This is a genomic window from Bradyrhizobium sp. SZCCT0148 (genome assembly GCF_018129985.1).
In the GTDB taxonomy this organism is placed as follows: domain Bacteria; phylum Pseudomonadota; class Alphaproteobacteria; order Rhizobiales; family Xanthobacteraceae; genus Bradyrhizobium; species Bradyrhizobium japonicum_H.
The window spans coordinates 311,549-326,558 of the sequence record NZ_JAFCKT010000005.1 but is presented as its reverse complement, the minus strand read 5'-3'; the positions used below and the strand labels follow the sequence as shown (position 1 = coordinate 326,558).

Sequence of the window (15,010 nt, the reverse complement as noted above, 5' to 3'; positions counted from 1 at the left end):
ACCAAATTTCCTAGCCGAGGCCCATCTTCTTGAAGGTCTTGCTGATCCAGGACCCCTGATTCTCGCTCGGCTCGAGACCGCCGGATTTTACTAGATTATAGGCGTCCTTGTACCAGCGGCTGTCAGGAAAATTATGCCCAAGCACGGCCGCCGCGGTCTGCGCCTCGCCGACGATGCCGATCGCCATATAGGCCTCGGTCAGCCGGAACAGCGCCTCCTCGACATGGCGGGTGGTCTGGTACTGCGTGACGACGGTCTTGTAGCGGTTGATCGCCGCCGTGTAGTCGCGCTTCTGCGCGTAATAGCGGCCGGTATTCATTTCCTTGCCGGCAAGCTGGTCGCGCGCGCCCTCGATTTTGGCCTTGGCGGACGTCGCATATTCCGAGTTCGGATATTTGCGCACCACTTCTTCCAGCGCGGCGATCGCCTTCTCGGTGCGGGCCTGGTCGCGGCTGACGTCCGGGATCTGGTCGTAATGGGACGCAGCGATCAGATATTGCGCATAGGCCGCGTCCGGGCTGCCGGGATGCAGCGTGACGTAACGCGTGGCGGCGCCGATGCAGCCGTCATAGTCGCCGCCCTGGTAGGACGCATAGGCGGACATCAGCAGCGATTTGCGGGCCCAGTCGGAATAAGGATGCTGGCGGTCGACCTCTTCGAACTTCTTGTTCGCCGCCTTCATGTCCTTCTTCTCGTTCATGAGGTACAGGCCCTCATTGTAGATCTTGTCGGCGGGCTCCTCGACGAAGGTGTCGTCCTTGGCGGTGAACTTGTCCCACAGCGATCCGGTGCCGCAGCCGGCCAGCGGCAGCGCGAGCATCACGAAGGTGGCGGCGTGAAGCAGCCGACGGGCTCGCGACGAGACCGAGAAATATCCGCGCGTCATACGCTGTGCCGACATGAGTTGAAGCCCTGACGCCCTGTGATGCGGTGCCGCCGGCCCATGAACCCCGTCATGGGCGCGAAATGTAACCGTGGTGCCTGCCATGCGACCACGCCGATGTATCCGAAAAGCGATCTTTAACCAAACGGATAGGCAGGCATTTCGCCCGGATTAAGGCGAACTTGCCGCAATGCTAGCCAATCATGGTTACCAGGAGTTTCCCGGTGTCAGCCGCTGCCTGAGGTCCGCGGCACTAGCTCCGTTCAGGATACGTCCGGCCCGTAAGCCGCGGCGATCCGGCCGCCGACGATACCACCGCCGACTTCGCCCACGGGACGCGTGGTACGACGGGCCGCCTCACCCTCGACCACCCGCCAGGCGGTACGATCGGCGAGCAGCGCGGTCAGGACAGCATGGTTGAGCTTGTGGCCGCCACGCACCGAGCGATAGGCGCCCAGCAGCGGCAGGCCGGCCAAGGCGAGGTCGCCGATCACGTCCAGCACCTTGTGGCGGGCGCATTCATCGGCGTAGCGCAGGCCCTCGGTGTTGAGCAGCCGCTCGTCGTCGAACACGACCGTGTTGTCGAAGGAAGCGCCGAGGGCATAGCCCGCGCTCCAGAGCCGGGCGACGTCGCACATCAGACCGAAGGTCCGGGCCCGGCCGACTTCGCGGCGGAAACGCTCCGGATTGAGGTCGAAGGCATAAGCCTGCTGGCCGATGACGGGGTTGGTGAAATCGATCTCGACCTCGACGCAGAACCCGTTGGCGTAGGGCCTGATCTCGCCGAAGGAGTCGCCGATCTTGACCGAGATCGGCTTCAAAACCTGAATGAAGCGGCGCTGTGCCGGCTGAGTCACGATGCCGGCCTGGTCGATCGCCGCAATGAAGGCTGCGGCGCTGCCGTCCATGATCGGCACTTCCGGACCGTCGATCTCGATCGTGGCGTTGTCGACACCCATGCCCCGCAGTGCAGCAAGCACGTGCTCGGCTGTGGACACCAGCGGACCGGCACGGTCACCGAGGACGGTGGCGAAATCGGTCGCGATCACCTGCTCGGCGGTCGCCTGAACTTCGCGATCACTTCCCTCGAGGCCGGTGCGGACAAAAACAAAACCCGCGTCGACAGGCGCAGGCCCAAGGGTAAGAGTGACGGGAAGACCGGAATGAACGCCCACGCCTGCCACAGAGGCTTGCGCACGAAGCGTTGTTTGCCGGCTAAATTTCATCAGGAACCCGCCCCACTACGACCCACTGCGACTTATACGCAACCACTTGGCCGGCCACTGCCGACGCTCGCGAATCCGTATCCCCAAGTCACGGCAAACCATAGTCACTGCCTCAAACAGCGCCAACTCACGCTTTTTTACCGATTGTTACCCCAAACCTGCCGTATTCGCGCCAAGGCTTAACCAAATTATGTCGAGGTTTCGGGCGTTTCCGGCACTTAGACTGAACACCCAAACACGTAATTAATGATTTAAAATCAGTTGCTTGACCGTGCAATCCGGACATGCGCGGCACAAAAGGAAAGGTCCCGGCAAGCTTGCTGCCGGGACCTTTTTTCGTCTGCCTTATTGTAACAATCCTCAGGTCGCCTGCCGCCGCAGGAAGGCCGGGATATCAAGATGGTCGTCGCCCTGTGGCGCCGGCGCAACAGGCGCGGGACGGCCGTGCATGTCCAGCCCCTGCGGCGCGGGACGACGGGCATACTCAGATACCGGGTCGCTCGATGCGATCTGCTGCGCCACGGTCTTCTGCTGCCGGCGCTCGGGCAGCGGCGGCATCGCGGGACCGGCAGTGCGGGCGGCGACCGGCGGCTCGCTCTCCTCGTCACGACGGCCGAGGCCGACATTGGCAAGGCGCTGCAGCAACGACAGGCGGGTCTTCTGCGGGGTTTCGTCCTCGACCTCGCCGCGGGCCTGGCGAATCTCGGCCTGGGCCGGCATCGGCAGTTCCTCGAGGCGCGGCATCCGCGGTGCACGAACCGGCGCACGCTCGGCCTGCGGCGGGATGAAGTTTTCCGGCGTCATCGGCTCCTGCACCGCGACCGGGGCCATGTCGGGCTCCGGGAATAGCGTCGGCTTCTGCGCGATCGGGCGCACGGTGACGTCGCCATAGGTCTGCGTCGGCGCCGGAGCCTGCGGGACTTCCGCAACGGCGGCGGCGATGGCGGCGAGCGCGGCGCGCTCGACATTCGGACGGGGCGCCATCGGCGCGGCGGCAGCGGCGGCCGGAATCTGGCCCTCCAGCTTCTGGGCGCGCTCAGCCATGCGCTGATTGTCGGCGCGGAGCCGCGCGGTCAGGTCGGCAAGACGGCTCTCGGCGGCGACGGCCGGAGCTGCGGGAGCCTGCTGCGCCTGCGGCGCCGCGTTGGCAACCGGAGCACTGGTGGCCTGGCTATTGCGGGCGATCGCGGCCTGCTCGATGCCGGTGGCAACGACGGAAACGCGGATCAGGCCGTCGAGCGCTTCGTCGAAGGTGGCGCCGACGATGATGTTGGCGTCCTGGTCGACCTCCTCGCGGATGCGGGTTGCGGCTTCGTCAACCTCGAACAGCGTGAGGTCCTTGCCGCCGGTAATGGAGATGAGAAGGCCCTTGGCGCCCTTCATCGAGCTGTCGTCGATCAGCGGATTGGCAATAGCGGCTTCAGCGGCAGTCAGTGCGCGCTTGTCTCCGGAAGCCTCGCCCGTGCCCATCATCGCCTTACCCATCTCCTTCATCACCGCTCTCACGTCGGCGAAGTCGAGATTGATCAGGCCTTCCTTGACCATCAGGTCGGTGATGCAGGCAACGCCGGAATAGAGCACCTGGTCGGCCATCGCGAAAGCGTCGGCGAAGGTGGTCTTCTCGTTGGCGACCCTGAACAGGTTCTGGTTCGGGATGATCAGGAGCGTATCCACGACCTTGTGAAGCTCGGCGATGCCGGCTTCAGCCGTACGCATGCGGCGGGCGCCCTCGAAGTGGAACGGCTTGGTCACGACGCCGACGGTAAGGATGCCCATGTCGCGCGCGATCCTGGCGATGACGGGAGCAGCACCGGTGCCGGTGCCGCCGCCCATGCCGGCGGTGACGAACACCATGTTGGCGCCGGAGAGATGGTCGCGCAGCTCGTCGATCACCTCTTCCGCCGCGGTGGCGCCGACGTTCGGCTGCGAACCTGCGCCGAGGCCTTGCGTGACCACGGTGCCCATCTGCACGATGCGCTGCGCCTTCGACATCGTCAGCGCCTGCGCGTCGGTGTTGGCGACCACGAAGTCGACGCCCTGGAGGCCCGCCGTGATCATGTTATTGACGGCGTTGCCACCGGCGCCGCCGACGCCGAACACGGTGATCCGGGGCTTCAACTCGTGAATATCAGGAACATTGATGCTGATGGTCATGTTTGCCTCTCGATCACGTGCGCGTGGGTTCGCCCCGGCCGGCGGCCGCGGGAGTTGGTGAAAATCGGGAATTGCGGAAATCAGTCATCAGAAGCCCTCGCGTAGCCATCGTCCGACCTTTCCGAAATAACCGCCGGTCCCTGTCTTGACCTGCTGCCGCGTATGCCGCGGTTCGACATGTTCGTGGTGAACATATTGCGGGTAGACGAGGAGTCCGGCCGGCACCGCGAACGCGGCGTTCTTCGCCTCGTTGGGCAGCCGGCCGAAGCCGAGCGGACGTCCGACCCGGACGGGCCGGCCGAGAATCTGGGTGCCGAGCTCGGCGAGGCCGGTCAGCTGCGAGGCGCCGCCCGAGAGCACGACGCGGCCGTTGGGCTCTGAGGCGAAGGGCGAATCCTTCAGCTTGTCCCGAACCATTTCGAAGACTTCCTCGGCACGGTGCTTGACGATGTTGGCGATGGTGGCGCGGGAAACGATCTGCGGCAGATCCTGCTCGTCACCGGCTGTCGGCACAGACATCAGCTCACGCGAGTCCGATCCGCCGGTGATGACGGTGCCGTATAACGTCTTGATTCGCTCGGCATCGGCAATGGTCGCGGAGAGTCCGCGCGCGAGATCCATCGTGATGTGTTGCCCGCCGACCGCAAAACCCGCCGCATGAACGAAACGGCCGCCGGAATAAACGGCGATCGTCGTGGTGCCGGCACCCATCTCGACGACAGCAGCGCCCAAATCGGCTTCGTCGTCGGTCAGCACCGACAAACCGGCAACATAGGCGCTCGCCGCCATGGCTTCGACATTGATGTGGCAACGTTCCACCGCCAGCATCAGGTTCCGCGCCACCGTGGCGTCGCAGGTGACGACGTTCATGTCGACACCGAATTGATGGGCAACCATGCCGCGCGGGTCGCGGATGCCCTTGACGCCGTCGAGCGTGTAGCCGACCGGCAGCGCATGCAGCACGGTGCGGCCTTCGCCGGTGGCGTGACGCATGCCGGTGGAGGTGACGCGGCTGACATCGGCCTGGGTCACGGCGCCACCGCGGATGTCGGCGGCGGCCTCGACCAGCTGGCCGGAGAGCCGGCCGCCGGAGACCGAGAGCAGCACGGACTCGACCCGCACCTTGGCCATTTTTTCCGCGAGCGCGACCGCCTGGCGGACCGCCTGCTCGCATTCGCCGAGATCGATCACCGCGCCGGCTTTCATGCCGCGCGACTGGATCTGGCTGTAGCCGATCAATTCCACCGCATGGGTGCGGCCGCGCAGCGCTTCGCTTGGCGGCGACGGCTTCAGCCGCGCGATCATGCAGGCGATCTTGCTGGTGCCGATGTCGAGACAGGCGACGAGTCCGCCGCGCTTGTGCGGCATCGGGCGCGTCTTCGGCGTCTGGGTGCGATCGAGACCGGTCATGCGGAATCCCCGGCCTTCTTTTTCTTCTTGTCCTTGAACAGCTCCTCGCGCGCCTTGGCGGCGTCCTCGGACAGCTGCACCACCAGGCGATCGGGCAGGCGCATGTCGACGGCGACGATGTCGCGCGAGAACAGCCTGTCCTCCTTGTCGAGCTTGGAGAGCATCGCCAGCGCATTGCCGACGTCCTGTTCGGGCAGACGGATGTCGAGACCGTCCTTGAGCCTCAGGTTCCAGCGGCGCTCGCCGACGAAGATCGCGGCCTTGGTAATCGCATTGACCTGCGGATAACGCGCCAGCAGAGCGAGGAAATCGCGGGCCTGGGTGTCGGCGCCCTTGCCCACCACGAGCGGCAGCGACAGGAAGCGCCGAGACACATAGGGCTCGAGCACGGCGCCGTCATCGGCGATGACAGAGAGCCGGCCGGCCTCCTGCCACAGCGCGAACGCCTTGCGCTCGGTGAGCTCGATCATCAGCTGGCCCGGATAGAGCTTCAGCACGGTTGCGTCCGCAATCCACGGATTGGCCTTGAGCTTGTCGCGCACGCCGTCGGCATCGAGGAACAGCAGCGAGGAACGGCCGCTGACGCCGCCGATCGCCAGGATCTCGTCCTGGCTGAGCTGCTTGCGGCCGTTGATCACGACGGAGGTGATGCGGAAGCCCGCGGAATTGGCCAGCGCGTTGCGGGCATCGCTGACCGCGGTGATGAAATCCTGGAGATGGCCGCCCTTGACGATGCCGAAACCGCAGCTTCCGATCAGCAGCAGCACGGTCATGGTGATCCCGACCCGGCGCGGCGCATAGCGCTCGATCAGCGCGACGACGCGCGGCGGCGGCTCGCGCTCGACGACGGCCTTGGCCTTGATCTTGTCTTTGGCGGCCGCGCGCTTCTCGTCACGCCTGTCCTGCAGCCACTCGCGCAGAAGCACGACCGCTCCGACAGCGGCCGCCTTCAGGTCAGCTTGGGGCCTCAGCGATCTGAAAAGCGACCGGGTGAGGCTTCCTGCTCCATCCATTGCACGAGCTCGTCAACAGTTTGCCCGCGACATCGCGCGGGTCCTGGCGAACATGACGTCTCGGTCTTGCCGGGCCGGGTGCTGGTCTTCAGCAGATGAAGCCCTTCCCCACTAAAGCGTGCGCTGGAGGTGACATCACCCACAACAGCTCGCGCGCCGGCAGCCAAACGCCATATGCGCCGCCAGCGTTAACCTTCGGACGTCCTGGTAAACAAAAGGTAAAGTTCGTTAACGCGGAATGCTTTTTGCCCCGCCATGTGAGGCATTTATGCCGCGATGACCGGCATTTTACCGGTTTTGGGCCCCAAACTGGGCCGTTTCGACCGTTTGGCCGTTAACCAGTCCTAATTATTTTCGAACCCCGCGCCCGGCGAGCTCGACCAGGCCCCGCAGGAAGTCGACGAACTCGATGCCCTCGGCTTTCAGCGCCTTAGGGTAGAGCGAGGACTTGGTCAGCCCCGGCAACGTGTTGGTTTCGAGATAAACGAGGCCTCTGTCCGAGACGATGAAGTCCGACCGGGAATAGCCGGTGCAGGACATCGCGCGGTGCGCCAGCATCGCCTGAGCCTTCAGCGCAGCGGTGATCTCGGGTGAAAAACGCCCGGGGCAGATCTCCTGGGTCGACTTCAGCAGATATTTCGCGGCGTAGTCGAAGTTGCCCTCGCCCGGAATGATCTCGATCGGCGGCAGCGAGATGATCGAACCATCGGTACGCTCCAGCACGCCGCAGGTCGCCTCGACGCCGGCGATATAGGGCTCGATCACATACTCTTCATGCTTGGCCGCGCTCCGGACGGCGACGAGATCCTGCTTGGCATTGACGAAGATCAGGCCGTAGCTCGAGCCGTCCCTCGCCGGCTTTGCGATCAGCCTGCCGTACTCGGCAAAGGCCTCGTCGATGTTGTCGAGCGCAATGTTGGCCGGCGGCGTCACCCCGCCGAGCGCGGCGAAATGCTTGGCCGCGATCTTGTCGAAGGCCAGGTGAGAGGAGGCCGAGCCCGAGCCGGTGAACGGCACGCCGCGCGCCTCGCACATCACTTGCAGTTCGCCGTTCTCGGCACGTCCGCCATGCAGGCCGAGCACCAGCACGCGGTTTTCAGCCTTGGCCTGGTCGAGCGCCTGCGCCAACGGGATGCCCGATGTGCCCGGCTTGAACTCATCCTCGAAGGGGCGGGCATGTTCGAGAAGTTGCTTGGACTGCACCACATGCACCTTGTCCTCGACGTCCCACCACCAGAGATCGGCCTCGGGCAATGCGTGATGCAGCGCCTGCGCCGAGGCGACCGAGACCAGACGCTCCCGGTTGGAGCCGCCGAAGAGGATGGTGATGCGCATGGTCATTGTCCGCAATCTCTTTCGTTCGTCCTTCCAGGGCGCGACGAAGTCGCGAGCCGGAATGACACTCACGCGGGAATCCCGATCCGCTTGATTTCCCAGTGTAGCTCAATTCCGGAATTTGCCTTCACCCGTTCGCGCACGGTCTCGCCCAGCGCCTCGATGTCGTGTGCGGTGGCATCGCCCGTATTGATCAGGAAATTGCAGTGCATCTCGGAGACCTCGGCACCTCCGACGCGCAGGCCGCGGCAGCCGGCCGCATCGACCAGTTTCCAGGCCGATTGGCCGGGCGGGTTCTTGAAGGTCGAGCCGCCGGTCTTCTCGCGGATCGGCTGCGCGGTCTCGCGATGGCCCTGCACCTCCGCCATGCGCGCGCGGATCGCTTCCGCGTCCCTGATCTCGCCGCGAAAGCGCGCGGACGTGAAGATGATGGAGGGATCGACGCCGCTGTTGCGATAGACGAATTTCATATCGGCGTTGGAGAAGACGTGCTTCGTGCCGTCGCGCCCGATGCCGCGCGCTTCGACCAGCACATCCTTGGTCTCGCCGCCATTGGCGCCGGCATTCATGCGTAATGCGCCGCCGATGGTGCCGGGAATGCCGAAATAGAATTCCAGCCCGCCGATATTGGCCGACGCCGCCACTTCCGCCACGCGCTTGTCGAGCGCGGCAGCGCCGGCGGTGACGGTGTCGCCACTCGCGCTCGTCTCGCCAAAGGCGCGCGGTGCCAGGCGGATCACGACGCCCGCAATGCCGCCGTCGCGCACAATGAGATTGGAGCCGACGCCGACGACATGGACGGGAATGTCCGGCGCGAGATGCGCGAGGAAGTATGCGAGATCGTCCTCGTCCGCCGGCGTGAACAGCACCTGCGCCGGGCCACCGACGCGAAACCAGGTCAGTTCGGCGAGCGACTGGTTGGCGAGCAGGCGGCCACGAAGGTCCGGCATCGCGGCTTTGAGATCAGGCGTGAGGTCGGGGAATCCCACTGCCCTACCCCAACGCCTTCAATTCGTCCGGCAGCGCATACGCCCATTGCGTGATGTTACCGGCACCCAAGCACACGACGAGATCGCCCGACTTCGCCAATCCCTTGACGATGCCCGCGAGTTCCGTCGCGCCCGGCAACGGGACAACCTCGCGGTGGCCATGGGCGCGCAGGCCCGCCACGAAATGGTCGCGATCAATACCCTCGATCGGCGCTTCGCCCGCGGCATAGACATCGGCGACGATGACCGCATCGGCATCGTTGAAGCAGGTGCAGAACTCCTCGAACAGCGATTGCAGGCGCGTGTAGCGATGCGGCTGCACCACGGCGATCACCTTGCCGTTGTAGGAATCGCGCGCCGCCTTCAGCACCGCTGCGATCTCGACGGGGTGATGGCCGTAATCGTCGATCACGGTGACGCCGTTCCACTCGCCGGTCTTGGTGAAACGGCGCTTGACGCCACCGAAGCCGGCCATGGCGCTGCGGATCTTATCGTCGGAAACGCCGAGCGCGTGTGCAACGGCGATTGCGGCCGTCGCGTTGGACGCGTTATGACGGCCGGGCATCGGCAGCGAGAGGTCGGCGATCTCATGCTCTGTACCGGCCTTATCGCGGATGACGACCTTGAATTTCGAACCACCGCCGCCTGCGGTCAGGTCGACGAGCCGCGCATCGGCCTGCGGATTCTCGCCGTAAGTGATGATGCGACGATCCTCAATCTTGCCGACCAGGCTCTGCACCACGGGATGATCGATGCACATCACGGCGAAGCCGTAGAACGGCAAATTCTCGACGAAATGGCGGAAGGCGTCCTGCACGGCCTCGAAGGTCTTGAAATGATCGAGATGTTCGGGGTCGACATTGGTGACGATCGCGACCTCGGTCGGCAGCTTCAGGAAGGTGCCGTCGCTCTCGTCGGCTTCCACCACCATCCATTCGCCCGCGCCAAGCCGCGCGTTGGAGCCGTAGGCGTTGATGATGCCGCCGTTGATGACGGTGGGATCGAGACCGCCGGCATCGAGCAGCGTCGCGACCATCGTGGTCGTCGTGGTCTTGCCATGGGTGCCGGCGATCGCGACGCAGCTCTTCAGCCGCATCAGCTCGGCCAGCATCTCGGCGCGGCGCACCACGGGAATGCGACGCTCGCGCGCCGCCATCAATTCCGGATTGTCGCGTTTGATCGCGGTGGAGACCACGACGACCTCGGCGCCGTCGACATTCTCGGCCTTGTGGCCGACCGACACCTTCGCGCCCTTCTTGCGAAGGCGGTCGAGATTGTAATTGTCGGAAGCGTCCGAGCCCTGCACGGTATAGCCGAGATTGACCAGCACCTCGGCGATGCCGCTCATGCCGATCCCGCCGATCCCGACGAAGTGGATGGGTCCGATCTCGCGCGGCAGTCTCATGGCTTATCCCGTGGTTCCGTCGTCATGGCCGGGCTTGTCCCGGCCATCCACGAATCCCAAGCTACTTCATGCAAGACGTGGATGCATAGGCACTCGGTATACCGAGTGCCGTTACCTTTGAAAGTGTGAAGTCGGATAAATCCGACTTCATGTGACAAGCCCGGCCATGACGGCAAAAATACGAAAATCGGTCCGCTTCGGCTCAGATTCCCGCGACTTTGGCCACGAGATCAGCCAGCCGCTCGGCGGCGTCGAGCCGACCTGCCCCCTTCGCGGCTGCGGCCATGGCGGCAAGGCGCGCGGGCTCGGCGGCGAAGGTGGAGATTTCGGAGGCCAGCCGGTCTGAGCTGAAATCGGTCTGCGGGATGCGGACCGCGCCGTCGACCGTGACCAGCACGCCGGCATTGGCGAATTGGTCCTGATCGATCGAGCCCGGCAATGGCACCAGGATCGAGGGCCGGCCGATCGCCGCGAGCTCGGCGACCGTGCCGGCGCCGGAGCGCGATATAACGAGATGGTTGGAAGCCAGCCGTGCAGGCAAATCGGTGAAGAACGGCGCCAGCTCCACCTCGATCTTGAGCCTTTCGTAGACCGCGCGCACGCGCGCCATGTCCTCGTCGCGCACCTGCTGGGTGAGGATCAGCCGGCTCCACAGCGCAGGCTCGAGCCGCTCGATCGCGCCCGGCACGATGTCGGCCATGATGCGCGCGCCTTGGCTGCCGCCGACGACGAGCAGGCGCAGCGGACCGTTCACCTCAGGCGCGGCATATGGCACGGCTGCCGCGGCGAGGACCGCGGGCCGCATCGGTGTGCCGACCGTCGTGGTCTTTCCTGAAAGGGCGGGATCGCGATCGAGCACGCCGGGCAATGACGTCGCGATGGCGCGTACGCGGCTCGACAGGAACCGGTTGGCGCGGCCGAGCACGGCATTGGCGTCGTGGATGATGCCGGGCACGCCGGCGAATTTGGCCGCGACCAGCGGCGGCAGCGTCGGATAGCCGCCAAAGCCGACGACGGCGACGGGCTTCAACCGCTTGATCAGCTTATAGGCAGCCAGCGTACCGGCGGCGAGCGTGAGGCCGGCATAGGCGAGCTGGAGCGGATTGCGGCCTCGCGCGGTTTCGCTCGCGACCACATCGATCATGTCCTTGGTGAACAGCCCGCTATAGCGCAGCGCGCGCTCATCCGTAACGAGGCGGACGCGAAAGCCGCGCCGGATCAATTCGACGCCGAGCGCCTCGGCCGGAAACAGATGGCCGCCGGTGCCGCCCGCGGCGAGAAGAATCAAGGGGGAGGTGTCCATAAGGGCCCTTTTACAGGGCCTCCGCCGTCATTGCGAGCGCAGCGAAGCAATCCAGTTTGTCCCCGCGGAGCAATTTTGAATTGCTTCGCTACGCTCGCAATGACGAAAAGTTACGCGTAACTGCGCATCGCCTCGGCATGGCCGCTGGCCTCGACCTCGGTGCGCGGGCGCAGCCGCGTCAGCGCCAGCATCATGCCGACGCCATAGGCAAGTGACACGATCGAGGAGCCGCCATAGGAGATGAACGGCAGCGTCATGCCCTTGGCGGGGATCAGCTGGAGGTTGACCGACATGTTGATCGCGGCCTGCACGCCGAACAGGATCGCGAGGCCCGAGGCCGCGAAGCGCGAAAACATGTCTTCATTGGCATAGGCGCGCGACAACGTGCGGATAACGACGAAGGCGAACAGCGCCAGCATCGCGAGGCACAGGATGATGCCGAACTCTTCGGCGGCGACCGCGAATACGAAGTCGGTATGACTGTCCGGCAGGCTGCGCTTGGCGATGCCCTCGCCCGGCCCGAGTCCGAACCAGCCGCCGTTGTAGAAGGCCTCCATGGCGGTATCGACCTGGAAGGTGTCGCCGGAGGCCGGGTTCATGAAGCGCTTGATGCGTCCCGCCACGTGCGGGACGAACAGATAAGCACTGAACAGGCCGGCCGCGCCGATACCTGCGAGGCCAAAGACCCAGATCATGCGCATGCCTGCGATGAAGAACAGCGAGCCCCACACCATCAGGATCAGCATGGTCTGGCCGAAGTCCGGCTCCATCACCAGCAGCGCCACCAGCATCAGGAGCAGCACCAGCGCCATCGTGGTGGCCGGCATCTCCGGCCGCTTGGTCGATTCCGCGAACAGCCAGGCGGCGATGACGACGAAGGACGGCTTTGCGATTTCGGAGGCCTGGATGTTGACACCGAGCAGCGTGATCCAGCGCCGCGAGCCCTTCACCTCAGGACCGATCGCAAGCGTCAGCACGATCAGGATGATGCTCGCGGCGAAGATGATCAGAGCGGAGCGGCGGATCGCGCGCGGCGACAGGAAGGAGACCCCGAGCAGCACCAGGCACGACGGGAGCAGGAACATCACGTGGCGGCTGAAGAAGTGGAAGGGATCGAGCCCGATCCGGGTCGCAACCGGCGGGCTTGCCGCGAGCGACAAGATCACCCCGGTCAGCATCAGCGCCAGGATGGCGCCCATCAGCGGCTTGTCGACGGTCCACCACCACTCGGAAAAGGGGGTGCGTTCTTCACGGGAGAGCATGGGCGGCCGCTTTCGGAGAGAGGTCCGTTCATTGGTCGCCGAGGTTGGTTACCGGGAGGTTAAGGACGTCAGTCAACTCGCGAAGAGTCTCGTGCCCCGGACGCAGCGCAGCGCGCTTGCGGTGCGCTGCAGGGCCGGAACCCATCTCTCCGATACTTTCCGTGCATCTTCCGTGTCCCGGCTCTGCGCAGCGTCACTTCGTGCCGCACGCGTCCGGGACACGAGAGACCTATTCGTAGCTGATCGTGACATCCCCGGCGCGTTCGTCGCGCTTGTAGAACTGGTCGGGCCCGGAAATGAAACCGATCCTGACCGCCCGCTCACTACTCCAGGCGACGACGGGATCGAGGTGCCCGCGCACGCTGAGAAAAGTCGGCGTGCTCTCAGGCGAAAACGTCCGGCCGCGCGCCACAATGCTGGCTTGCGTGCTGTCGGGTAGCGTCGCTCCGCACGACTTCCAGACCACGACGACCAGCTGGCTACCGTTTGGCGAGGCGAAAGCGCGCTGGCGAACGACGCGGCATGCGCCGAATTGGTGCATGACGTTGTCGATGAGGACGACGCCGAGGAAACCGATCGGAACAGCAAGCGCCGCGACAATTCCAATCCAGCGTCGCCGCGACATTCTCACACCACCGGCTTCACGCCCGGCAGCGCCTGCACCAGCTCGCGGAACTTGGTGCCGCGGATTTCGAAGTTGCGGTATTGGTCGAAGGAGGCGCAGGCTGGCGACAACAGCACGACCGCGTCGGTCAGGCCTGAGGCTTCCGCATCGCGGGCGGCGTGCTCGACGGCGACGTCCAGCGTCTGGCTGATCTCATGCGCCACCGTGCCGAGCGTTCCCGAAAACTCCTGCGCGGCCTCGCCGATCAGATAGGCCTTGCGGATGCGTGGAAAATAGCCGGTCAGGCCACTGATGCCGCCCGCCTTCGGCTTGCCGCCGGCGATCCAGAAGATGTCGGCAAAGGACGACAGCGCATGCGCGGTGGCGTCCGCGTTGGTGCCCTTGGAGTCGTTGACGAACAACACGTTGCCGCGGCGGCCGACCTGCTCCATGCGGTGAGCCAGGCCCGGAAAGCTGCGCAGGCCGTTCTGCAGCACATCGAGGCTGATGCCGATCGCGAGGGCGGCTGCGGCGGCGCAGGCCGCGTTCTGCGCGTTGTGTTGGCCGCGCAGCGAACCGATGCCGCCGAGCGCTGCGATATCGCTGCGGGCACCGCCCGAGGTGCGCACGATATTGCCGTGCTCGACGTGGAGACCCGACGCCAGCGGATTCTTGACGGAGATGCGCACGACGGTCTTGCCGGCGCGGTCGAGCCGGTCGGCGATGTCGCGGCAAAAACCGTCGTCGACGCCGACGATCGCGGTGCCGCCGTCCTGCACGCCGGCCACCAGGCGCTCCTTCACCGCGGCATAGTGCTCGATGGTACCGTGGCGATCGATGTGGTCCTCGCTGACGTTCAGCAGAATGCCGACGGAGGGATCCAGCGAAGGCGTGAGGTCGATCTGGTAGGACGACATCTCGATGACGTGGACGCGGCCCGTGCGCGGCGGCTCCAGCGACAGGATCGCGGTGCCGATATTGCCGCCCATCTGGGTATCGTAGCCCGCGACCTTGGTGAGATGCGCGATCAGCGCCGTCGTGGTCGATTTGCCGTTGGTGCCGGTGATGGCGACGAACGGCGCGTTCGGTGCGTGGCGGCGTCGCTCGCGGCAGAACAGCTCTATGTCGCCGATCACCTCGACGCCTGCCTCGCGCGCCTTCAGCACGCTCCAGTGCGGCGCCGGATGGGTGAGCGGCACGCCGGGCGCGAGCACGAGGGCAGCAAAATTCGCCCAGGACACATTGCGCAGATCGGCGGTGATGAAGCCGGCCTGTACGGCCTTGGCGACATTCTCGGCATTGTCGTCCGCCGCGATCACCTCGGCCCCACCGGCCTTCAGCGCGTGGCAGGAGGCAAGCCCCGAGCCGCCGAGGCCGAACACCGCGACGGTCTTGCCGGCAAAGGACGTGACCGGGATCATCGAGG

General features: G+C 65.2%; 12 protein-coding genes. All 12 read right to left on the bottom strand.

Going from position 1 to position 15,010, the window contains the following annotated elements; genetic code table 11:
- Positions 1–10: 10 nt before the first annotated feature.
- Positions 11–901 (bottom strand): outer membrane protein assembly factor BamD, encoded by an 891-nt coding sequence (locus JQ580_RS18535; protein WP_212281483.1) that lies wholly within the window; start codon positions 899–901, stop codon positions 11–13.
- Positions 902–1,146: 245 nt separating this feature from the next.
- The gene (gene lpxC / locus JQ580_RS18530; protein WP_212281482.1) at positions 1,147–2,109 is read right to left on the bottom strand and encodes a UDP-3-O-acyl-N-acetylglucosamine deacetylase; all 963 of its coding nucleotides are present in this window, start codon (positions 2,107–2,109) and stop codon (positions 1,147–1,149) included.
- A 360-nt stretch (positions 2,110–2,469) separates the two neighbouring features.
- Entirely contained in the window at positions 2,470–4,263 is a 1,794-nt protein-coding gene (ftsZ, locus tag JQ580_RS18525; RefSeq protein WP_212281481.1) for a cell division protein FtsZ, read from the bottom strand.
- Positions 4,264–4,350: 87 nt separating this feature from the next.
- The gene (gene ftsA, locus JQ580_RS18520; RefSeq protein WP_212281480.1) at positions 4,351–5,673 is read right to left on the bottom strand and encodes a cell division protein FtsA; all 1,323 of its coding nucleotides are present in this window, start codon (positions 5,671–5,673) and stop codon (positions 4,351–4,353) included.
- On the bottom strand, positions 5,670–6,686 hold the full coding sequence (locus JQ580_RS18515; RefSeq protein WP_212281479.1) for a cell division protein FtsQ/DivIB: 1,017 nt from the start codon (positions 6,684–6,686) through the stop codon (positions 5,670–5,672). Before JQ580_RS18515 ends, ftsA begins: the two co-directional genes overlap by 4 nt.
- A 348-nt stretch (positions 6,687–7,034) precedes the next feature.
- The gene (locus JQ580_RS18510) at positions 7,035–8,021 is read right to left on the bottom strand and encodes a D-alanine--D-alanine ligase family protein (protein WP_212281724.1); all 987 of its coding nucleotides are present in this window, start codon (positions 8,019–8,021) and stop codon (positions 7,035–7,037) included.
- A gap of 68 nt (positions 8,022–8,089) precedes the next feature.
- Positions 8,090–9,010 carry a UDP-N-acetylmuramate dehydrogenase gene (murB, locus tag JQ580_RS18505; RefSeq protein ID WP_212281478.1) on the bottom strand — a complete coding sequence of 307 codons (921 nt, stop codon included), beginning with the start codon at positions 9,008–9,010 and terminating at the stop codon, positions 8,090–8,092.
- 4 nt (positions 9,011–9,014) lie between these two features.
- The gene (gene murC, locus JQ580_RS18500) at positions 9,015–10,415 is read right to left on the bottom strand and encodes a UDP-N-acetylmuramate--L-alanine ligase (RefSeq protein WP_212281477.1); all 1,401 of its coding nucleotides are present in this window, start codon (positions 10,413–10,415) and stop codon (positions 9,015–9,017) included.
- Positions 10,416–10,617: 202 nt separating this feature from the next.
- Complete coding sequence (murG, locus tag JQ580_RS18495) at positions 10,618–11,718, bottom strand: undecaprenyldiphospho-muramoylpentapeptide beta-N-acetylglucosaminyltransferase (protein WP_212281476.1); 1,101 nt, start codon at positions 11,716–11,718, stop codon at positions 10,618–10,620.
- 110 nt (positions 11,719–11,828) lie between these two features.
- Complete coding sequence (gene ftsW, locus JQ580_RS18490; RefSeq protein WP_212281475.1) at positions 11,829–12,980, bottom strand: putative lipid II flippase FtsW; 1,152 nt, start codon at positions 12,978–12,980, stop codon at positions 11,829–11,831.
- 229 nt (positions 12,981–13,209) lie between these two features.
- Positions 13,210–13,605, bottom strand: coding sequence for a hypothetical protein (locus JQ580_RS18485; protein ID WP_212281474.1), 396 nt, complete (start codon positions 13,603–13,605; stop codon positions 13,210–13,212).
- A 2-nt stretch (positions 13,606–13,607) separates the two neighbouring features.
- A complete protein-coding gene (murD, locus tag JQ580_RS18480; RefSeq protein WP_212281473.1) occupies positions 13,608–15,005 on the bottom strand; it encodes a UDP-N-acetylmuramoyl-L-alanine--D-glutamate ligase in 1,398 nt (465 codons plus the stop codon).
- Between the last annotated feature and the right edge of the window lie 5 nt (positions 15,006–15,010).